General features: G+C 28.0%; 27 protein-coding genes and 1 pseudogene. 26 read left to right on the top strand and 2 right to left on the bottom strand.

The features are described 5' to 3' along the window. The first annotated feature begins 247 nt into the window (after nucleotides 1–247). From thrC to Q0G30_RS02620, 7 genes and pseudogenes are all read left to right on the top strand, one after another. Nucleotides 248–1,717, top strand: coding sequence for a threonine synthase (thrC, locus tag Q0G30_RS02650; RefSeq protein ID WP_294386136.1), 1,470 nt, complete (start codon nucleotides 248–250; stop codon nucleotides 1,715–1,717). After that, nucleotides 1,710–2,609, top strand: a complete 900-nt coding sequence (gene thrB, locus Q0G30_RS02645; protein WP_294386131.1) for a homoserine kinase — start codon at nucleotides 1,710–1,712, stop codon at nucleotides 2,607–2,609. Before thrC ends, thrB begins: the two co-directional genes overlap by 8 nt. Nucleotide 2,610: 1 nt before the next feature. Next, nucleotides 2,611–3,048 carry an ACT domain-containing protein gene (locus Q0G30_RS02640; protein WP_294386129.1) on the top strand — a complete coding sequence of 146 codons (438 nt, stop codon included), beginning with the start codon at nucleotides 2,611–2,613 and terminating at the stop codon, nucleotides 3,046–3,048. 249 nt (nucleotides 3,049–3,297) lie between these two features. Further along, nucleotides 3,298–4,440, top strand: coding sequence for a cysteine desulfurase family protein (locus Q0G30_RS02635; protein ID WP_294386128.1), 1,143 nt, complete (start codon nucleotides 3,298–3,300; stop codon nucleotides 4,438–4,440). Continuing rightward, nucleotides 4,437–5,594, top strand: a complete 1,158-nt coding sequence (gene thiI, locus Q0G30_RS02630) for a tRNA uracil 4-sulfurtransferase ThiI (protein ID WP_294386126.1) — start codon at nucleotides 4,437–4,439, stop codon at nucleotides 5,592–5,594. Before Q0G30_RS02635 ends, thiI begins: the two co-directional genes overlap by 4 nt. 718 nt (nucleotides 5,595–6,312) lie before the next feature. Beyond that, a pseudogene (locus Q0G30_RS02625) lies at nucleotides 6,313–6,518 on the top strand (ABC transporter transmembrane domain-containing protein); the annotation flags it as partial. A 152-nt stretch (nucleotides 6,519–6,670) separates the two neighbouring features. Further along, on the top strand, nucleotides 6,671–7,384 hold the full coding sequence (locus tag Q0G30_RS02620; protein WP_294386123.1) for a hypothetical protein: 714 nt from the start codon (nucleotides 6,671–6,673) through the stop codon (nucleotides 7,382–7,384). A 435-nt stretch (nucleotides 7,385–7,819) separates the two neighbouring features. Here Q0G30_RS02620 and Q0G30_RS02615 read toward each other — a convergent pair whose 3' ends face one another. Then, nucleotides 7,820–8,236, bottom strand: a complete 417-nt coding sequence (locus tag Q0G30_RS02615; RefSeq protein ID WP_133015558.1) for a hypothetical protein — start codon at nucleotides 8,234–8,236, stop codon at nucleotides 7,820–7,822. Between the two features lie 245 nt (nucleotides 8,237–8,481). Here Q0G30_RS02615 and Q0G30_RS02610 point away from each other — a divergent pair, with 245 nt between their 5' ends. The 15 genes from Q0G30_RS02610 to Q0G30_RS02540 are packed head-to-tail and all read left to right on the top strand — an operon-like array spanning nucleotide 8,482 to nucleotide 17,309. Next, nucleotides 8,482–8,859: an NADH-quinone oxidoreductase subunit C gene (locus Q0G30_RS02610; RefSeq protein ID WP_294386121.1), complete on the top strand. Its 378-nt coding sequence runs from the start codon at nucleotides 8,482–8,484 to the stop codon at nucleotides 8,857–8,859. Nucleotides 8,860–8,874: 15 nt separating this feature from the next. Next, on the top strand, nucleotides 8,875–9,957 hold the full coding sequence (locus tag Q0G30_RS02605) for a nickel-dependent hydrogenase large subunit (protein WP_294386119.1): 1,083 nt from the start codon (nucleotides 8,875–8,877) through the stop codon (nucleotides 9,955–9,957). A 4-nt stretch (nucleotides 9,958–9,961) separates the two neighbouring features. Further along, the gene (gene hypA / locus Q0G30_RS02600; protein ID WP_294386116.1) at nucleotides 9,962–10,303 is read left to right on the top strand and encodes a hydrogenase maturation nickel metallochaperone HypA; all 342 of its coding nucleotides are present in this window, start codon (nucleotides 9,962–9,964) and stop codon (nucleotides 10,301–10,303) included. Continuing rightward, a complete protein-coding gene (hypB, locus tag Q0G30_RS02595) occupies nucleotides 10,304–10,948 on the top strand; it encodes a hydrogenase nickel incorporation protein HypB (RefSeq protein ID WP_294386114.1) in 645 nt (214 codons plus the stop codon). Nucleotides 10,949–11,002: 54 nt separating this feature from the next. After that, the gene (locus Q0G30_RS02590) at nucleotides 11,003–11,497 is read left to right on the top strand and encodes a Na+/H+ antiporter subunit E (protein ID WP_294386110.1); all 495 of its coding nucleotides are present in this window, start codon (nucleotides 11,003–11,005) and stop codon (nucleotides 11,495–11,497) included. Then, nucleotides 11,497–11,760, top strand: a complete 264-nt coding sequence (locus tag Q0G30_RS02585) for a monovalent cation/H+ antiporter complex subunit F (protein ID WP_294386286.1) — start codon at nucleotides 11,497–11,499, stop codon at nucleotides 11,758–11,760. The genes Q0G30_RS02590 and Q0G30_RS02585 overlap by 1 nt, the downstream gene beginning before the upstream one ends. Further along, nucleotides 11,760–12,104, top strand: coding sequence for a monovalent cation/H(+) antiporter subunit G (gene mnhG / locus Q0G30_RS02580; protein WP_294386108.1), 345 nt, complete (start codon nucleotides 11,760–11,762; stop codon nucleotides 12,102–12,104). Before Q0G30_RS02585 ends, mnhG begins: the two co-directional genes overlap by 1 nt. Further along, a complete protein-coding gene (locus Q0G30_RS02575) occupies nucleotides 12,097–12,360 on the top strand; it encodes a hydrogenase subunit MbhD domain-containing protein (protein WP_294386105.1) in 264 nt (87 codons plus the stop codon). The genes mnhG and Q0G30_RS02575 overlap by 8 nt, the downstream gene beginning before the upstream one ends. Next, the gene (gene mbhE / locus Q0G30_RS02570) at nucleotides 12,357–12,635 is read left to right on the top strand and encodes a hydrogen gas-evolving membrane-bound hydrogenase subunit E (protein ID WP_294386102.1); all 279 of its coding nucleotides are present in this window, start codon (nucleotides 12,357–12,359) and stop codon (nucleotides 12,633–12,635) included. The genes Q0G30_RS02575 and mbhE overlap by 4 nt, the downstream gene beginning before the upstream one ends. 1 nt (nucleotide 12,636) lies before the next feature. Further along, nucleotides 12,637–13,077 (top strand): MnhB domain-containing protein, encoded by a 441-nt coding sequence (locus Q0G30_RS02565; RefSeq protein WP_294386099.1) that lies wholly within the window; start codon nucleotides 12,637–12,639, stop codon nucleotides 13,075–13,077. Next, nucleotides 13,078–13,413: an NADH-quinone oxidoreductase subunit K gene (locus tag Q0G30_RS02560; protein ID WP_294386097.1), complete on the top strand. Its 336-nt coding sequence runs from the start codon at nucleotides 13,078–13,080 to the stop codon at nucleotides 13,411–13,413. It begins immediately after the preceding gene. Continuing rightward, on the top strand, nucleotides 13,410–15,419 hold the full coding sequence (locus tag Q0G30_RS02555; RefSeq protein ID WP_294386094.1) for a proton-conducting transporter membrane subunit: 2,010 nt from the start codon (nucleotides 13,410–13,412) through the stop codon (nucleotides 15,417–15,419). The genes Q0G30_RS02560 and Q0G30_RS02555 overlap by 4 nt, the downstream gene beginning before the upstream one ends. A gap of 11 nt (nucleotides 15,420–15,430) precedes the next feature. Continuing rightward, on the top strand, nucleotides 15,431–16,408 hold the full coding sequence (locus Q0G30_RS02550; protein ID WP_294386092.1) for a complex I subunit 1 family protein: 978 nt from the start codon (nucleotides 15,431–15,433) through the stop codon (nucleotides 16,406–16,408). A gap of 12 nt (nucleotides 16,409–16,420) precedes the next feature. Continuing rightward, nucleotides 16,421–16,864, top strand: a complete 444-nt coding sequence (locus tag Q0G30_RS02545; RefSeq protein ID WP_294386089.1) for an NADH-quinone oxidoreductase subunit B family protein — start codon at nucleotides 16,421–16,423, stop codon at nucleotides 16,862–16,864. Beyond that, entirely contained in the window at nucleotides 16,857–17,309 is a 453-nt protein-coding gene (locus Q0G30_RS02540) for a 4Fe-4S binding protein (protein WP_294386087.1), read from the top strand. The genes Q0G30_RS02545 and Q0G30_RS02540 overlap by 8 nt, the downstream gene beginning before the upstream one ends. 43 nt (nucleotides 17,310–17,352) lie before the next feature. On the opposite strand, the gene Q0G30_RS02535 is transcribed toward Q0G30_RS02540, so the two are convergent. Next, the gene (locus Q0G30_RS02535) at nucleotides 17,353–17,655 is read right to left on the bottom strand and encodes a hypothetical protein (RefSeq protein WP_294386085.1); all 303 of its coding nucleotides are present in this window, start codon (nucleotides 17,653–17,655) and stop codon (nucleotides 17,353–17,355) included. Nucleotides 17,656–17,974: 319 nt separating this feature from the next. On the opposite strand from Q0G30_RS02535, the gene Q0G30_RS02530 reads away from it, so the two are divergent. The 4 genes from Q0G30_RS02530 (at nucleotide 17,975) to Q0G30_RS02515 (ending at nucleotide 20,567) form a co-directional block, all read left to right on the top strand. Further along, nucleotides 17,975–18,442 (top strand): hypothetical protein, encoded by a 468-nt coding sequence (locus Q0G30_RS02530; protein ID WP_294386083.1) that lies wholly within the window; start codon nucleotides 17,975–17,977, stop codon nucleotides 18,440–18,442. Nucleotides 18,443–18,634: 192 nt separating this feature from the next. Continuing rightward, nucleotides 18,635–19,180, top strand: coding sequence for a methyltransferase domain-containing protein (locus tag Q0G30_RS02525; RefSeq protein WP_294386081.1), 546 nt, complete (start codon nucleotides 18,635–18,637; stop codon nucleotides 19,178–19,180). A gap of 66 nt (nucleotides 19,181–19,246) precedes the next feature. Continuing rightward, nucleotides 19,247–19,561, top strand: coding sequence for a rhodanese-like domain-containing protein (locus Q0G30_RS02520; RefSeq protein ID WP_294386077.1), 315 nt, complete (start codon nucleotides 19,247–19,249; stop codon nucleotides 19,559–19,561). A 130-nt stretch (nucleotides 19,562–19,691) separates the two neighbouring features. Next, nucleotides 19,692–20,567, top strand: a complete 876-nt coding sequence (locus Q0G30_RS02515) for an aldose 1-epimerase family protein (RefSeq protein ID WP_294386074.1) — start codon at nucleotides 19,692–19,694, stop codon at nucleotides 20,565–20,567. The last annotated feature ends 42 nt before the right edge of the window (nucleotides 20,568–20,609 follow it).

The raw sequence follows: 20,609 nt of genomic DNA, 5'->3' as shown, positions 1-20,609 counted from the left end.
GCTATTCTAATTGATATGTCCTCATCATAGTAACAGTTTTTATTATTTTAACTATCTACTATAAGGGAAGCATATCAAATCAAGGATAGCCTATTTTTAATAAAAAGTTCAAATCTAAATGTTTACAATAAAAAAACACTTGTATTTTATAGAAATACATGGTAAAATTCTTTTATGGTAATTATTGCTTAAAATACAAATATAACACAGAGAGATGAAAAATAAATAAAGCTATTGGAGGTGTAAAATGAAATTTATAAGCACTAGAGGAAATGGGGAAGCTATTTCATCTTCTGAAGCAATTATAAAGGGCATTGCTGATGATGGAGGATTATATGTTCCAATAGGGTTTCCAAAATTATATGATAGTTTGAAAAAGAAAATGGGGCTTTCTTATGAAGATTTAGCATATGAAATAATTGGAGAATTTTTTGATGATATTGGTGATGAAAGTTTAAAAGAAGCAATAGAGAATGCCTATAAAAATAAATTCTTTGTTAAGGAAGAAAAGAATTTTTTAGAATTATTTCATGGACCTACATCAGCGTTTAAGGATGCAGCACTTTTATTTTTACCGCAAATAATGAAGGCTGCAAAGGAAAAAGAAAAGATAGATGAAGATATAGTAATATTAACTGCAACTTCTGGAGACACAGGAAAAGCTGCATTGCAGGGGTTTAGCAATGTAGATGGATTTAAAGTTGTAGTCTATTACCCCGAAAAAGGGGTAAGTAAAATTCAGCAAAAGCAAATGGTAACACAAGAGGGAAATAATGTAAAAGTAATCGGGATTAGGGGCAATTTTGATAATGCACAAAGTGGTGTTAAATCAATATTTGGAGACAGCGAATTAAAGAAAAAATTAAAAGAAGAGGGATTTTTATTATCTTCAGCAAATTCAATTAATATTGGAAGGTTGATACCACAAATTGTTTATTACTTTTATGGATATTTTGATTTGATTAATAAGCAAAAAATAAAAGAGGGCGATAAGATAAATATAGTTGTTCCAACGGGGAACTTTGGGAATATATTAGCAGCATACTATGGGAAAAAAATGGGGCTACCAATAGGAAAGCTAATATGCTCTTCAAATGAAAATAACGTATTAACAGATTTCTTAAATACTGGAGTATATGATAGAAGAAGAAAGTTAATACTAACAGAATCACCATCAATGGATATTTTAATTTCATCAAATTTAGAAAGATTATTATTTGAGGCTAATAACAGGGATTCATTAGAAACTAGAAAGCTTATGGAGAAATTGAATTTAAAGGGGATATATTCAATCTCTAAAAATGCTAAAGAGTTTTTAAAAGATTTTTATGGAAATTACGCTAATATTGATGAAATTTATGAAGCTATTAAGTATGTATATGATAATGAAGGATATTTAATGGATACACATACTGCAGTGGGCTATGTAGTATTAGATAAGTATAGAAAGGAAACTTCAGATTATAGACAGGCATTAATTGCATCAACGGCGAGTCCGTATAAATTTCCAAGAAGTATTTGTAATGCTTTAGGAATAAATATTAGTGGAAAAAATGATTTTGAAATATTAAATATATTAAGGGATAATACCAACACTAATATACCTAATAATCTAAGGAACTTAGATAAAAAAGAAGTACTTCATAATGAGGTATGTGATAAGGATAAAATGACAGATAGTTTACTTGATTTTTTAAGGAGAACTAAAAATGATTAAGGTAAGAGTACCAGCGACATCAGCCAACTTGGGGCCTGGCTTTGATTCGTTGGGAATTGCCTTAAATATATATAATGAATATGAATTTGAACTTAAAGAGAATAAGGGGCTATTCTTTGAAGGGTTTGAAGAAGAATTTCAAAATGAAGATAATATCATTTTTATGGCCATAAAGAAAGTTTTTGATAAATATGACTTTAAATTTAATGGTATAAGGATTAAAATAATAAAGCAGGATATCCCAATATCAAGAGGATTAGGTTCAAGCTCAAGTTGTATAGTAGCAGGACTCGTAGGGGCTTTTGCGTTAATGAATAAAAAAATAAACAAAGATGAGATATTAAGTTTAGCAGTTGAAGTTGAAGGACATCCTGATAATGTATGTCCAGCTATTTTCGGAGGATTAATTTCTACTGTAATGGTAGATAATAAAAAGCCAGTATATAACTGTGTAGAAGTTAAGGATGGAGTTAAGTTTGTAGCATTAATTCCAAGATTTAAGCTTTCAACTGAAAAGGCTAGAGCTATATTACCTAAAGAGATTTCATTTAAAGACTGTATTTATAATGTAGGGAGGGCTGCCCTATTAATATCGTGTTTTTCAAATGGAAACTATACTTTGTTAAGAGAAGCTACTAAGGATAGAATTCATGAAAGGTTTAGAAGTAAGCTTATTGATAATTTTGATGAAGTTTATAATAAATCATTAGAACTTGGAGCATTTAGTTGTTTTTTAAGTGGTGCAGGACCAACGTTAATGGCAATAGTAGATAAAGATAACATAGAATTTGTAAATGATTTTATAATATTTATGAAAGAACAAAATATTAATTGGGATATTAAAGAGTTAAAAATAGATAAACATGGGGCAAAAATTTTGAAAGGTGAATAATATGAACAGTAATTATTTAGTTATTGATAAAAAGGTTTTGCCAGAGATATTTGAAAAGGTGATTAATACAAAAAAAATCTTGCAAGAAGGTAAGGTAAAGGAAATTACTGAAGCTACTAAATTAGTGGGAATAAGTAGAAGTGTTTATTATAAGTACAAAGATTATGTGTTTGAGTTTTCACAAATGTCTAATGGAAGGAAAGCCACTTTTAATATGATAATCGCACATAAAAAAGGTGTACTTTCTAATATATTAAACCTTATTTCTGAAGAAGGTGGAAATATTTTAACTATTGATCAAGGTATTCCAATTAATAATTTAGCAAATTTAAGTTTAACTATTGATATATCCACAATGAAAATTGAATTAAGAAAAATGTTGGAAAGCTTAAAAGAATTAGAATTTGTTGAAAAGGTTGAATTTATTGCAATGGAATAAAAACTAGGAAGTTTGTTATCATTTTATTAACAAACTTCCTAGTTTTTTCTATAAATTTATATTAATTCATAGAAAAATGATAGGAATACTAGATTTTATTTTATAAATGGTTTACTTATTCTAAAGGAAATGGTAGAATTTTAAATTAATATAAAAGAATTTTTTATGTCAAAATTGAACTTAATTTGCAAAATTAAAATTGTAAATTTCACTTATGATGTAAATACTAAGAGAAAGGAGTGAGTGTTATTGAATATTTATTTTGATAATAGTGCTACTACAATGCCTTATAATGAAGTAATAGAAGAAGTAAGTAATGGCATGAAGGAATATTTTGGAAATCCATCATCTTTACATAAGATAGGAATGAATTGTGAGAAAAGGTTAAATGAAGCTAGAGAGTATTTTGCATCTACTATTAAGTGTAATAAGGATGAGATTTACTTCACATCTGGCGGAAGTGAAGGAAATAATCTTGTTTTAAAGGGATTATTAAAACCAGGTCATCACCTTATAACAACTAGCTTTGAGCATCATTCAATAATTAACACATGTAAAGAATTAGAAGAAAAAGGTGTTAAAATTACATATTTAGATGTAGATAGTGATGGAAAAATTTCATTAGAAGATTTAGAAGAGGCTATATGTAAAGATACTGTTTTAGTATCAATAATGTATGTGAATAATGAAATGGGATCTATACAAGATCTTGAGGCTATAGGAAATCTAATAAAGAAAAGAAGTTCTAGAGCAAAATTCCATGTAGATGCTGTTCAAGGATATGGTAAATTACCTATCGATGTTAATAAGGATAAAATAGATTTTTTAACAGTTGCATCACATAAAATTCATGGTCCTAAGGGAGTTGGATTAGTTTACATAAAGAAAGGAATAATATTAAATTCACTTATTTCAGGCGGTAGTCAGGAAAGAGGATTTAGAGCAGGAACAGAAAACCTTCCTGGAATAATTGGCTTTGAAAAAGCTGCAAAAATTACTTTTGAAAATATGGATAAAAGATATAGACAGGTTTCAGAGCTTAAATCTTATTTTATTGAAAGATTAAAGGAAATAAAAGATATTAGAATCAATAGTGGGATAGAAGGGTTTAGCCCATATATTTTAAATGTATCTTTCTTAGGAGTAAGAGCAGAAGTATTATTGCATTTGTTAGAGGAATCAGGAATATATGTTGCTACTGGTTCTGCATGTACATCTAAAAGTAGTGCAGCTCATGGAAGTTATGTAATAAAGGCTTTAGGATTGAATAATAGAGAAATAGAATCGGCTATAAGATTTTCTTTCTCATATGAAAATACGAAGGAAGAAGTAGATTATACAATTGATGTACTGAAAAAGTCATTGATGTTTTTAAGGAGAGTAAAAAGATGAGTAATAAGTTAATATTAGTTAAATATGCTTCAGAAATATTTCTAAAGGGATTAAATAGAGGAAAGTTTGAAAGAAAATTAAAAGAAAATATAGAAAAAAAGCTTTCAGGTTTACAATTTGAATATGTTACTGACCAAGGAAGAGGATTTATAAAAGCAGAAGATATAGATGCTGCTGTAGAGAGAGTAAGAAAGGTTTTTGGAGTGTCTGAAGTATGTATAGTTACTGAAGTGGAAAGAGATTTAACTGCAATAAAAGAAGAAGCTTTAAGAAAAGTAAAAGAAGCTAATCCAAAGACATTTAAAATAGAAACAAATAGAGCAAATAAAAAGTTCCAATTAAATTCTATTGAAACTTCTAGAGATGTAGGAGGATATGTACTTCATCATTTTGGAGGTGGATTAGAAGTTGATGTTAAGAATCCAGAATGCTTAGTAAATATTGAAATTAGAGAAAAAGCATATGTATTTACAAGCAAGGATAAAATAAAAGGTGTTGGAGGATTACCATATGGAATGAATGGTAGTACAATGCTTATGTTATCAGGTGGAATAGACTCTCCGGTTGCAGGATATTTAATGGCTAGAAGAGGTGTAGAACTTAACTGTGTATATTACCATAGTCATCCATATACTTCAGAAAGAGCTAAAGATAAGGTTAAAGAGTTAGCTAAAATACTTTCAAACTACACAGAAAGAGTTAATTTATACATAGTACCATTTACAGAAATTCAATTAGACATAATGGAAAAGTGTAGACAAGATGAATTAACTATATTAATGAGAAGATTTATGATGAGATGTGCTTGTGTTTTAGCTGAAAAATATGGAGTACAATCAATTTCAAGTGGAGAAAGCATAGGGCAAGTTGCAAGCCAAACTATGGAAGGATTAATAGTAAGTACTGATTGTGCAGATAGACCAGTATTTAGACCATTAATTGCAATGGATAAAGGTGATATTATGGATATCGCTAAGGAAATAGGAACATATGAAACTTCAATTTTACCATATGAAGATTGTTGTACAATATTTGTACCAAAGCATCCAAAGACTAAACCACAATTAGAGGCTATGAGAAAAGCTGAGTCAGTTTTAGATGTAGAGGCTATGGTAGAAAAAGCAATTAATGAAACTGAATTAGTAGTATTTTAGTAATTATCTAGTTTCTTAAGCATATAAAATAAAAGGTATATTTGGATTAGTTTTAAAGTCAAATAATTTATAGTAGATTGATAAAAAGCTGATTACTGTTCAATACAGAAATCAGCTTTTTATTTTTAAGTATATTTTGTTTATATCCTTGATATAGGTACAAGTTAAATCTAAATCATCATTTTCAATAGCTAAAAAATTAGCATTTAAAGTCATTTCACTAATTAAAATCTTCAACTTTATTTTATATATTTATAATAATCTCCTTAAATTTTGGCGCCTTCTATTTAAGAAGAGTATTAACTTAAATTAAATTATGTTAGACTTATAGATAAATAAATATCAGCTATAGTGATTAATAAGGTTAAACATTATATTTAAACCTATTAAAAAAATAACAGAAGATTGAAAGCAATAATAGAAGACGCTGAAATATCTCAATTACTATATTAGACTGTGGAGATATAAAATTTAATAGCTAATATGTTCTCTTTATTAATTAAGTATAATTCTTCATTTTTTAATTCAGTCATATTATTAATAATACACCTCCAAATTAGAATTTAATACCAACTAGTTTACAATACTCAGAATAAGAAATTCCATAATAGTTTTGAGTATATATATTTCCAATTTTATTAACGGTACCTCGTAATCCACCACCAATTAAGCTACCAGTCCAATATCTCAGATCGTCACAGAAGCCACCACCATTAACATGGCTATTGTAGGTGGAGTTATTCTTTATATGCAAAGTTTAACTTTATTTTTGTATGTTTTATTCCAATAGTTTTATATTTAGGATTAGTATTTATATTTAAAAAGTCACTTGAAGATGTAAATAGAAATGTTATGGAAGATAATGCAAGACTAACTTCTTATTTAGTAGAATCCATTGAAGGTATAGAAACTGTAAAAGCTTTCATGGTGAAAGAAATGTTAATTAAGTTAAATTATTATAAAAATTTAACTTAATAGAGTAATAATATTTATAATAGTACTTTATTTATATATATTATTAATAGTATAATCAATATTAGTTTAAATAAATTAATATAAAGAGGATGTAAATAAAGATGATTGAAATAGCAATAGCAATATTAGTAGTTGGTTGTATTATATATATATTTAAAAGTGATTTTATAAGAAGAGATGTATGTGTAACTGTTATAGAAAGCTTACCTTTATCTATTTTTAAAAAGTGGGTTAAAGAAGATAGTAAAATAAAATCTGATAATATATTAAAAGATGAGAGAAATAAAGTAATCTCTATAAAAGACAATGGTTATGAAAATATTGTTGATTTTAATAAAGAAGTATTAAATGAGGTAGCAATTACTAAAATTGAACAAGATATAGAAGTTATAGAAGAAGAAAATATAATTGAAGAAAATAATGTAAATGAAGAAGAAAATATAGATGAAGATATAAGAATAGATACTACAAAAGATATAGAAGAAGTTATAAATACTAATATTAATAATTCATTTGAAGGTAATTTAAAGGAAGTATCTAATAATTCTGAAGAAAGTATAGAAAGTAAAGAAATTATAGAAGATACAAATGAAGAGATAAAAGAAATAGACAAATCAAGTGAAGAAGTAGATGAAGAAGCTAATAATTTAGATGATATATTAAATTTAGTTAGTGAAGAGTTAGTTTTCTGGACTCCAAATGGAAAAACTTATCACACTAAAAATACTTGTAGATCATTATCAAGAAGTAAGATAATAAATAGTGGAACAGTATATGAAAGTGGTAAAGATTTTAAATGTGAAAACTGTAAATAATTACTATCAGAGCTTAACTTAATAATAAAAAAGTTGAAAAATATTTTCACATAAGTTTTAGAAAGTTACTATAATGTAAATAATAAAAACTCTAGTATATTATTAATTTAATATGCTAGGGTTATTTTAAGTTATAGAGTTATTATTATAGAGAAAATTAAATTTTTTTATGGTTTACTATTTTAGATAAAATATAATTAATAACAGTAAAGTTAATTTATTTTTGTTATATAAATTCATATGTATACTCCTATAAAATATTGCTATAAACATAATACCATATTTGTAATAAAAAGTAATACTGTGAGGGTTATTTAATTCAGAAAACCTTTCGATAAAGTATTAGGTAAAATATATATACTTATAAAGGTTAGCCAAATTATTAAAAATAAAAAAGAGATTTTGCAATTTGCAAAATCTCTTTTTGTATTTTAACTATCTAGTTCTCATTCTAGTAGCTTGTTGTCTAGCTTTCTTTATTTGACTATGATCAAATGGGTGAAGATCTTTTCTCGTAGTTAAGTTAGCTATATTTGAAGCCATAACAACTTCAGAATTTGCCTTGCCTTTTTCACCTTTAATTCCCATAACAATTATTTTGTGACCTTGAGATATATCTATAAATTCTGGTTTTTTAAACCATCTATTTCTCTTATATTCGCATTTAGCTATTTGTTTACCTGCATCAGACTTAACAACTAGCCAAACATGTAATCTATTGAAAATCCCTAGAAAACTTTTAGTTTCTGTTTTAACTGATAAAACTGTACCAGAAACACTTGTCATTCTATCTCCATATTTATTCATGTATGCATCAGAGTAATATTTAGTCATTTTATCTTTGAAACCCATTGCAAAAACTCCTTTTATTATAAATTATACTATATTAACAAAAATTATATAGACATTATAGCATAAAAGTTATAGATATAAAACAAAAAATACTATTAATGAAAAGAAGGATAAATAGGTGAAATTATTTTGAAAAAAATTCCAATATTTTATTATAATAAATATTAATCTTATGTATAATAAAGAGTAAGATAATGTAAAATAAATACATAAATAATAAATTTTCCTAATACAAGGAGGAGTATATGGGCAATATTACAGTAGAAGAAATTCAAAAGAAAGATATTGTATCAAAAGTACAGCATGTTAGGGATAAAGGAGGACGTTTAGTAGCTATAAATGGTTATGTTGATAAGGAGAAAAATAATGTAGTAGTTTATACCCTAGAGTGTGATGATGTTAGAAGACATTATCATGTAAAGGGAGAAAATGTATTACCAACAGTAACTAATGTATATAAAGGTGCACAATGGTTTGAAGAAGAAATACAAGAAATAATGCCATTAAAGTTCGAAGGATTAATATTTAGTGGAAGATTATTTTTACCAGAAGAATTTAAAGAGGGTGAAGGACAAATACTTATAATGCCTCTAAATGAACTTAAAAAATTAAAGGATAATTAAAAGGAGGGAAAAAGTTTGAGTTACGTTTTGCCATTAGGGCCATATCATCCTGCATTAGAAGAACCGGTGCATGTTAAGCTTCTTACTGAAGGGGAGATTATAAAGGATTCTGAAGTTTTTATAGGATATAACCATAGAGGAATAGAAAAATTAACAGAAACTAGAAATCCTATTCAAACAATAACTTTAGTTGAAAGAGTATGTGGAATTTGTTCTCATTCTCATGCTATGACTTATTGTTTAGCAGTAGAAAATATTGTGGGAATGGAAGTTCCTAAGAGAGGAAGCTATATAAGAGTAATATTAAGTGAATTAGAAAGGCTACATTCTCACTATTTATGGTTAGGATTAGCAGCTCATATAGTAGCATTTGATTCTTTATTCATGATGTGTTTTGCATCAAGAGAAAAAATAATGGATATGTTAGAGGTTATATCAGGAAATAGAGTAAATTATGCTATGAACATAATTGGTGGATCAAGAAGAGATATAAGTAACGAACAAAAGGAAACTTTAATAAAAATGATAGAAGAGTTAAGAAGAGAGTATAAAAATATTTATAATGTTTATTCTAAAGACTCAAGTATAGCAGCAAGAACTAAGGGGGTAGGTGTATTAACTAAGGATGATGCATTAAATTATGGAGCTTGTGGACCTCATGGAAGAGCTTCAGGAGTTAACTTTGATGTAAGAAAAACAATGCCATACAATTGTTATGAAGAATTTGACTTCAATGTAGCTATAGCAAATGATGGAGATGTTTTTTCAAGAGTTGTTGTAAGATTAATGGAAATTGAAGAGAGTTGTAAGATAATTGAGCAAGCTCTTAAAAACATGCCAGATGGTCCTATTAACTTGGGAAATAAAATTCCTAAGGTTCCGGTAGGAGAATATATGGCTGTAACTGAAGCGCCTAGAGGAGAGGTTACTTACTATGTAGTTTCAAATGGTGGACAAACAAATGGAAGAGTTAATATTCACGTACCAACCTTTAAAAATGCAATGACTGTTCCAGTTATGTTAAAAAATAATACTATTGCAGATGCAGGACTTATAGTAGCAAGTATAGATCCATGCTTCTCATGTTTGGATAGGTAAAAATATGCATGAATTATCAGTAACACAAGGATTACTTAAGATATGTTTAGAAGAAGGTAAAAAGCATAATATTAAAAGAATAAAAGAGATAAATATTAAGGTTGGTGAATTAACAGATTTAGTACCAAATTGTATATCATATTATTTTAATATTATAGCTAAAGATACTATTGCTGAGAATACAAGAATAAATATAGAAAGAATACCAGTAGAAATTAAATGTAATAAATGTAGCTATAAAGGAAGGTTGGGAAAAAATAATTATGTTTGTCCAAGATGCAAGGGTAATAAATACGAAATTATAAGGGGACGAGAGTTTTATTTAGATACTATGGAGGTTGAATAAATGCAAATAAAAGTTGTAAGACAAATTTTAGAATGGAATAAAGATTGCCATAAAGAAGTACAAGAAGAACTTTATAATAAAAATGTGAAAATGATTAATGTAATGGGATCACCAGGTGCTGGAAAAACAACGTTTATATTGAATTTAATAGAAGAGCTTAAAGGTAAAGGCTTAAATATTGGTGTAATAGAGGGAGATATAGAAGGTACTATAGATGCTAAAAAGATGCAAGATGCAGGAATACCAGTTGTACAACTTAATACACAGGGAGCCTGTCATATAGAGGCTATGTCTATAAAAAATATAATAGAAAATTTTAATTTAGATGAATTGGACATTATTATAGTTGAGAACATAGGTAATTTAGTATGTCCAGCAGAATTTGATATTGGAGAAGTATTAAAGGTGGCATTATTAAGTATACCAGAAGGGGATGATAAAGTTGTTAAATATCCGCTAATGTTTTCAAAGGCTGATGCCTTAGTTCTTACTAAATATGATATGATAAAATACTTCAAGTTTAATGAAGCAGAAGTAAAGAGAGAAACACTTATTAGAAATCCAAATTCACAAATTTTTACCGTTAATTCGCTAGAAAAAGGCAAGACTAAGGAATTCGCCGAATGGTTAATAAAGAAAATATAATATAGAAGGTGATTATGAATGAAAAAATGGACATCATTTGTGGGGACTTTCATTTTGTCATACTTATTTTGGATTCTATTTTTGATGCAAGATTTTAATATTTTAAAGCTAGGAAATCAAGAACTAATAGTAGGGGCTGTAGTAGCTGTAGTGGTTGCTTATTTTTCAAAATCATTTTTTGCTCGAGAAGATGGATTTTGGTTATTTAAAGAGTTTAGATTTATAAATTTAATAATTTTTATTCCCGTTTATATATGGGAGCTAATAAAAGCAAATTTTATTGTTGCTATAAAAGCATTGTCACCAGATTTAAATATTAATCCAGGAATAGTAAAAATAATTACAGATTTAAAATCAGATTATGGATTAGCAATGTTAGCTAATTGTATAACATTGACACCTGGAACTATAACAATGGATATATATGAAGAGGAAGGCAAAAGTGCAATGTATATTCATTGGATAGATGCTAAAACAGAAGATACTAATGAAGCATCAGAAATTATAAAGGGAAGGTTTGAATATTTTGTAAGGAGGCTTTTTAGGTGATGAATATGAATTCTATATTTACTATAGTTTCAATAATTTTAGCACTTTTAGCTTTGGTTTTATTATACAGGGTATTTAAAGGCCCTAATGTAATAGATAGAGTTTTAGCTGCTGATTCAATAGATATAATTTTAGGAATAATTATGATTTTATTTGGAGCAGTAGAGGATAGGGCAATGTATTTAGATCTTGGACTTATAGTAACTCTCCTAGGATTTATAGGAACTGTATTGATTTCTAAGTATTTAGAGGGGGAATTATAATGTCTATATTAGAGATAGTAGTATGTTTGCTACTTGTTTTAGGGATTTTTTTTCTTTTTGCCGGTGTTGTTGGCGTAATTAGAATGCCTGATACTTTTTGTAGGTTACAAAGTGCAACAAACATAGCTACAATGGGAGCAATGCCAATAGCATTAGCCTGTAGTATATATGGTTTTGGAAATGATAATACTTCATTAGGAGTAAAGGCTTTGATAATGGTACTATTTTTACTTATAAGTAATCCAGTAGGTGCCCATGCCATGGCAAGAGCTGCATATAGAATTAAGGCGGGACTTTATGAAAAAACAAAGTTCGATCATTATGGGAGGGACATAAATGAGTAGTTTTAGTGTATTAAATACCTTAATAATAGTTGGATTAGTTGCATCTGCATTTTGTGTGTTTTTCCTAGATGATATACTTCAGTGTATTATTGCTATGGCAGTTTTAGGGGGATTTTTAGCTTTAGAGTTTTTATTACTAAAAGCACCAGATGTTGCTTTAGCAGAGGCAGCAGTTGGAGCTATATTAACTCCAGTAATCTTTATAATAACTTTAAATAAAGTTAAGACAAAAAAGATTAAGGAGGAAAAGAAATGAAAAAAAAGATAACTTATTTAATTCTTTTTTTACTTCTTGTGATTTTTACTTTTTTAGGTTTTAAAATGGGCTTAAAACCAGAAGTGTTTGGAGATGCATCTGAAATAATAATAGGTGAGACTATTAAGGAAACAGGAGCAATAAATTCTGTTACAGCAATAGTATTTGATTTTAGGGGATATGATACTTTAGGAGAAGCTATAGTATTATTTACTGCAATTTGTGGAGTTGCAGCAGTTTTAAGGCCAGAAAAGAAAGCAAAGGAGGAGAAATAGTATGAAAAAGAGAAGAGATTCTATCTTAATATCTTGTACAAACTTAGTATTACCAATTTTGCTTACGTTAGGATTATATATTATAATTCATGGCCATCTATCACCTGGGGGAGGATTCCAAGGTGGAGTTTTAATAGCTGGTGCTATAGCTATTATTTATATTGGATATGGATTTAAGGGAGTAAATAAAGGAATAGCAGCAAATACATTTAAAATTGCAGAGGATATTGGAGCATTAGGATTTATAATACTAGCATTTATAGGACTAATAGGCTCAGGTGTGTTTTTTGGAAATGTTCTTGAAAAGGGTACTCCAGGGGATTTATTCTCATCAGGAAGTATATTTTTAATGAATTTTGCTGTAGGTTTTAAAGTTTTTGCGGGAATTTCCTTTTTAATATTAATTATGATAACTAATTTAAAAAGTAAGGGGGAGGAATAGATGACAATAAATTATATTGGAGCTTTTCTTTTAATTGTAATTGGACTTGCAATAATTGTTTTAAAGAAAAATTTAATAAAGATAGTTATTGGAATGGGAATTTTAGATTCAGGAATTAATTTGTTGTTAATTTCAATCGGCTTTAGAACTAATGGTACAGCACCAATATTTAGTGATAATAGCACTTATTTTGTAGATCCTATTCCTCAGGCTTTAACTCTTACATCCATAGTAATTGGAGCATGTGTTACAGCACTTGCATTATCTATCGTAATTAAAATACAAAAATATTATAACAGTATAGAAAGTGACGATATAAGGAGGATTAGAGGATGAGTACAGAATTTATTAATAATCTTCCGATAATAGCAATAATGGCTCCATTTATTTTAGCATTTGTACTTGGATTATTTAAAGATAAATATATAAAGGTAAAGAGAACACTTGCAGTTATTGGAACAGCAGTATCATTTTTTTGCGTAATATTATTGATTAAGCCAATTTTAATTGAGGGAAAAATTATAGTAAATTGGATGGGAAATTGGAGTCCAATTGGAGGAAATGCTTTTGGTATTGGCCTTGAAATAGACTCATTAGGAATATTTTTAGCTTTAATAATTACAGGAGCATCTCTTTTATCAGTGATTTATTCCTTAAAATACATGAGTCATGATAATGGATTAGAAAAATATTATGTATTATTTTTATTATTAACTGCAAGTATGATAGGTTTTGTATTTACTGGTGATTTATTTAATATGTATGTAATGCTTGAGATAATGACATTTGCAGCAATTGCATTAACTGCATTTAGAAATTATAAGGATAAATCGGTAGAAGCAGCATTTAAATATATAGTAACAGGATCTTTAGGATCATCATTAATTTTACTAGGAACTTGTTTAATATATAGTGAAACAAAGACTTTAAATTTGGCTGAGATAGCAGTAGCTATAAAAAGTATGGAAGCCATGACACCAATATTAATAGTAGCATTTTCACTTATGATGGTTGGATATGCAGTTAAGGCATTTATGGTTCCATGTCATACATGGCCAACGGATGCACATATGGCAGCACCATCATCAATTTCAATGATACTATCAGGGGTAATGAGTAAGACTGGAGTATATGCAATTATAAGATTAGTATTTATGATTTTTGGATTAGCATCAAATAAACCGGTAGGATATTTATTATTAGTTTGGGGTGTTATAACAATGGTAATAGGAGTATCTATGGCATTATTACAACATGATTTTAAAAGGTTACTAGCGTTTCATTCAGTTTCTCAAATAGGATATATTATAACAGCTTTAGGTATTGCAATAGTAGAAAGTGGAGAAATAAGTATTTTAGCAATGACTGGTGGAACTTATCATATGATTAATCACGCCATATTTAAGGGGTTATTATTTTTAACTGCAGGAGCTGTACTTTATACTACTGGAACTACAGATTTAGAGTCAGTTTCAGGGTTAGGTAAAAGGATGCCATTTACTATGGCAATGTTTTTATTTGGAGCAGCAGGAATTAGTGGAATTCCACCTTTTAATGGTTTTGCATCAAAATGGATGATATATGAAGCAGGATTTACAGGTTCATTAGGAATAGTATCTATAATAGCAGTTGTGGTTTCAGCTCTTACTCTAGCATCATTTATAAAAGTAGGGCATTCAGTGTTTTTTGGTCCTATAAATGAAGAATATAAAAATATAGAAGATATTCCAACCTCAATGAAAATTCCAATGGGAATGTTATCACTAGGCACAGTGATATTTGGATTATTTCCAGAGGCAATAGTTAATAATGTATTAATTCCAGTAATTAAAAGTATATATAACTTAAATGGGTATGTATCTTCAAGTTTAGGAAATGCTTATGATTCAATATTTGCTTTTGATGATATTAATAATGTTGAATTTCTAACAAAAGGCATATATAATCCAAGCAATTTTTTAATATTATTTGTAATATTATTACTTGCTGTTTTAGTATTTGTTATTTTTAAAGGTGATAATTCAGGGGAAGAAATACATGAAAAGTCAGATAATGAATTTGACATGAGTATATTTAAAAAATATAAGAATCACAAAGGTAATAGTGTAAACTATTCACAAGTAACTTTAAATTCAGCATGTAAATATGATATTTATGTTGGAGGAGAAAAGGGAGAAGAGGTAAAAGTAGGTACTAATGATTTATTCTGGGGAATGAAATATCAATTAAGAAGATATTTTAATATAATACAGAAGGTTCATAGTGGTAGTGTTAATGATTATTCTTTATGGATAGTAGCAACCTTGGTAATAGTATCAATAATTACAATTACATTTTTGTAGGAGGTGGGAATATGGAGTATTTAAGCAAGTTGATATATTTATTTATATTCCCAGGATTCATTTTTACGGTGCTTGTGGGATTATTTTTATCAGGATTAGATAGAAAGATAGTAGCTAGAATGCAACGAAGAAGAGGACCTAAAATTACACAACCATTTTATGATTTTGCAAAGCTTTTAGGAAAAGATACTATAATTCCAAGAAATGCAAATGAAAGATTGTTTACTTTGGCTCCGATAATAGCATTAGTCAGTATTTGTATAATACCAGTATTATTTCCTATATATAATTGGTCACTTTTTGGTGGTACAGCTGATATAGTTGTAATAATTTATTTATTAATTATACCATCAGTAGCAATGATAGTTGGAGGTATGGCATCAGCATCACCATTTGCATCTATTGGTATATCAAGAGAGGTTGTAGCAATGGTGGCATATGAGTTACCTTTAGTAACATCAATACTTGCTGTTTGTAAAAAAGCTGGAATGATATTAGAAGAAGGAACAACATATTCTTTATTAGCAATAGCTAGTGCACAACATGGAAATGGAAGCTTCTTATTTACAATATCCTTACTTCCAGCAGCAATTGCATTTTTAATGATATTGCCAGCTAAAATTGGAATATCACCTTTTGATGTGTCAGAGGCTGAAACAGAGATTTGTGAAGGTCCATTAGCTGAATATAGTGGATTGCATTTAGGGTTATTTAAGCTTACTCATAGTATAAAAGTTTATGTTATGAGTGCATTGTTCGTAGTATTATTTTTAGGGGGAATAGGTGTAACTACAGGTAATAGAGACATTGATATATTGCTTAATACATTAATATTAATAGTTTTAGTAATAGTTATATCTATAGTATTTTTATCAATAGTTAGAGGACTTATGGGAAGATACAAAACCAATCAAATGTTTAAGTTCTATTGGACAATACCAACAACTTTATCTTTATTAAGCTATGTTTTAGTAAGCTTGAATCTATAGGGAGGTATATAAATGTCAATAGTTGAAAAAGGAAGAAAAAGATCTCCTTGGATATATCATGTAAATACAGGTTCTTGCAATGGATGTGACATTGAACTTTTAGCATTACTTGGACCTAGATATGATATTGAAAGATTTGGAGTTAAACTTGCAGGTTCACCAAGACATGCAGATATAGTTGTTGTAACGGGACCAGTAACAGTTCAATCAAGAGATAGAATGTTAAGAGTATTATCTCAAGTGCCAGAACCTAAGGTCGTCGTATCAATTGGTTCATGCCCAGCGTCCTGTAATGTTTTTAAAGGAAGTTATTCAGTTGATGGTCCTTTAGATAAATGGACAAAGGTTGATGTAACAGTAGCAGGGTGCGCACCAAAGCCAGAGGCTATAGCAAAGGGAATATTAGAAGCAGTTAAAATATTGAATAAAAAGAGAGAGGATGAAAATTATGTTTAAAATTCCTTACTTTTTAGAAGGAATATCTAATATATTTAAGCCTATATTGACAGATGAAAATCCAATTGATGAGGTAAAGGGAGCTAAGAATTATAGAGGAAAGCTTTCTTTTGACTCAAATGCGTGTATTGGATGTGGAATATGTATTAGAGTATGTGCAGCTGAGGCAATAACTAAAGAAATAAAATCAGTAGAAGGTGGACAAGAGATAAAAATGAATTTTGATTTGACTTCATGTACATTTTGTGGATTATGTAAAGATTTTTGCCCTAAGAAAGCAATAACATTAACAGATGAGGTACTTATGGTTTCAAATAATAAGAAAGATTTAAGGGTGGGAGGAAATTTTATAAAAAAGTTGCCTCCAAAACCGGCAGCTAAACCTAAAAATATAATAAAGCAAAAAGAATATGAGACAAACAAAAAAGATAATGCCAATAAATAATTAAAATATTAAGGCGCACTTAATGTGCGCCTTTACTATATATTTAAGAATAAAAGCTTTCAATTTTTGATTTCTTATTAGTTATAAGAGAATCTGAAAAATCTCCTTGAATTTTAGTGAATTTAGCTGATTGCCAAAGACCAAAGCATTTATCAAATTTATATAGTACGTTATCTATTTCAACAATAGGCGTATTATTTATATCAAAACCTTTAAATGAAACCTCTTGACCTTTATCTTTTAAGTATTTTAAAGCTTTACCTAGCATCTCATCTGGATCAGGTATATTTCTTTCAGCTAAAAAAATTTGAAATGAATCTTTTACGTTAATATACTTATCTACCATAGAAAAAACCTCCTAAAAATTCCCTTGCGTATTAATATTATATGCGTTATGTAAAATATTTACAACGGTAAAAATGATAATTTATCAAAAAAATATTGGAAACAATTCCAAAGTGATAAATTTATTAAGAAAAATCAAATTTATAATTATATTATAATAAAAAAGTTAAAGTTATAAAAACAGCTAATATTAAAAAAGTCTATATTTCAATCATATTACAAAATAATATTAAGAACAAAAGAAGAAGAAAAAACTATAGGGAACTGTATATTTTTATTAGAATATCATATTATAGAAAAGCAATTTTAAAGTTGAATTTATGAAAAGGTGTAAAAAAAATAAAACAACTAGAACTGATAGTAAGAATAAAAGTAATTTTAATTCAAATGGTAGCGCAACTAATACAGAAGAAGAAAAATATGAATTAATAAAACAACTAGGAATTAGTAATTTATCAGAATTTGGAATTTGTTTAATTATATATGCTTCTATACTTAATATATTATATCTTGAATGGCAAAAGGTAAAAATAACGGATCAATTAAATTCTACTAATTATGCTGATACATTACAAGATTTAACAGAAGAGCCTAAGGGAGCAAATGTAATATATTTATTTGTAACAGCAATTTTTACAGGAATTTTATTTGATAACTATAGAACAGCCTTATCACAAACTGGTGAAAATAGGGATGAAAAGGAAATTAGCGATAGCTATAAGAGAGTTATTTCAATATTATTGATATTATTGGGAACTACCATAAATTTTGAAATATTAAATTGTTAAATAATTTTTTGAATATCTAACGACTAAAAATATCTTTATGAAAATAATTAAAAATATTTACTTAAAAGTCTAAAATGGTATAAAATATATATTATTCAATATAATTATAAAAAATAAATTATTTGGATAATAAGTTCTAGCTAAAGTTATATAAATCTACATTTTTATAAAGTATTAGGGGGAGAAAAAATTATGAGGATAATAGTAGGAGCAGGAAAAGTAAAATATGATGGATGGATTTCAACGCAGGAAAATGAACTTAATTTATTGTCAATAGAACAATGGGAAAATATTGCCCAAAATGGTGATATAGAGGCAATTTTGGCGGAACATGTATGGGAACATTTATCTTATGAAGATGGAGTAAAGGCTGCAGAGAATTGTTATAAGTTTTTGAAACCAGGTGGATATGTAAGATGTGCAGTGCCAGATAAAAATTTTAGAAATCAATGGTATCAAAATATGGTTAAGGTTGGCGGCCCAGGGCATGAAGCGCATCCAGCATCAGCACATAAAATTGTATATGACTATAAAACATTAGTTAATGTATTTGAAAGTGCAGGCTTTAAAGTTACACTTTTAGAATACTGTGATGAACAAGGAGATTTTCATTATAGGGAATGGGATGAATCAAAGGGGAAAATATGTAGAAGCTATAGATTTGATAGTAGAAATTCTAAAGATAATTTAGGAATGGTTTCAATTATTATAGATGCTGTAAAGCCGATAAATAAATAATTTGCTTGTAAATAAAATTTATTATTATATAATTAATTTAAATGTAATGACAAAAGAGGTGTAATTATGAGTTCATTTAAGTCAATTAATAGTATGCAAGCTCAAAATTTAATAAAAGATTGTAAAGATTTAATTATCATAGATGTTAGAAGATATAGTGAATTTAAAGAAAATAAAATACCTAATGCAATAAACATACCAGTTGAAGAGCTAGAATGGGAACTTGAGGATCTAAAAGAAAATAAAGATAGACCTATTTTGGTTTATTGTAAGGCTGGACATAAAAGCGCATTGGCATGTCAAATGTTAGAGGAAGAAGGATTTACTAAATTATATAATTTAGGACAAGGACTTTTAGGATATAAGGGTATAGTAGAATAGAAATAACGTATTTAGAGTAGTGAATGATTAAAAATCACTATTTTAAATACGTTATTTTTCATTCTGTAATAATTTGTTAATATATTGTATAATTATGTATAGTATATTATAGATGGTAGGGGGGAGAAAAATGTTGTATACATTGGAGAATGAAAAAATTAAAATTACTATAAGCAATCAGGGTGCAGAACTTCACAATATTAAATCTAAAGTAGATGGAATTGAATATTTATGGAACAGAAATAAGAGATATTGGGGATATAGTGCACCAGTATTATTTCCAATAGTAGGCAAGGTTAACAATGGGAGTTATAGAGTTGATGGAAAAGAATATAATTTACCACAACATGGATTAGCTAGACTGAAAGAGTTTGAAATGATAAAAAAGACGGATGATAATATTGTTTTTGAATTAGTTGATTCAGAAGAAACTTTAAAGGTATATCCATATAAATTTTCATTAAAAATTTCTTATACTTTGTTAGAAAATGGAGTTATAACAGAATATATAGTAGAAAATACTGATAATAAGATGATTTACTTTTCAATAGGAGCGCATCCAGCATTTATGTGTCCAATTATGCCTGGAGAAATAATAGATGATTATTATTTTGAGTTCAATGAAAAGGAAAATTGCGATATAATGCCTATAAATAAAGATGGTTATATAAAACGTGAAAGAAAGCAATATTTAGTTGATAATAATATAATACCTTTAAGTTTTGATTTGTTTAAAGGTGATGCTTTAGTTTTTGATAGCTTAAAGTCAAATAAAATAAGATTAAAATCTGTTAATCATGATAAAGTATTAACTATGGACTTTACTGGATTCCCTTATATGGGATTATGGACAAAGTCAACAGGAGCACCTTTTGTATGTATAGAGCCATGGTATGGACATGCTGATTTTGAAGATTTTACTGGAGAATTAAAAGATAAGGATGGAATACAAAAATTAGATATAGGAGAAAAGTTTAATAGTTCATATACAGTAACAATAAAATAATAAGTTTAAGAATCTAAATAATAGTAAAGTATTGCTATTATT

The organism is uncultured Clostridium sp. (genome assembly GCF_934754925.1).
Lineage (GTDB): Bacteria > Bacillota > Clostridia > Clostridiales > Clostridiaceae > Clostridium.
This window is presented reverse-complemented; position numbering and strand designations above follow the sequence as displayed.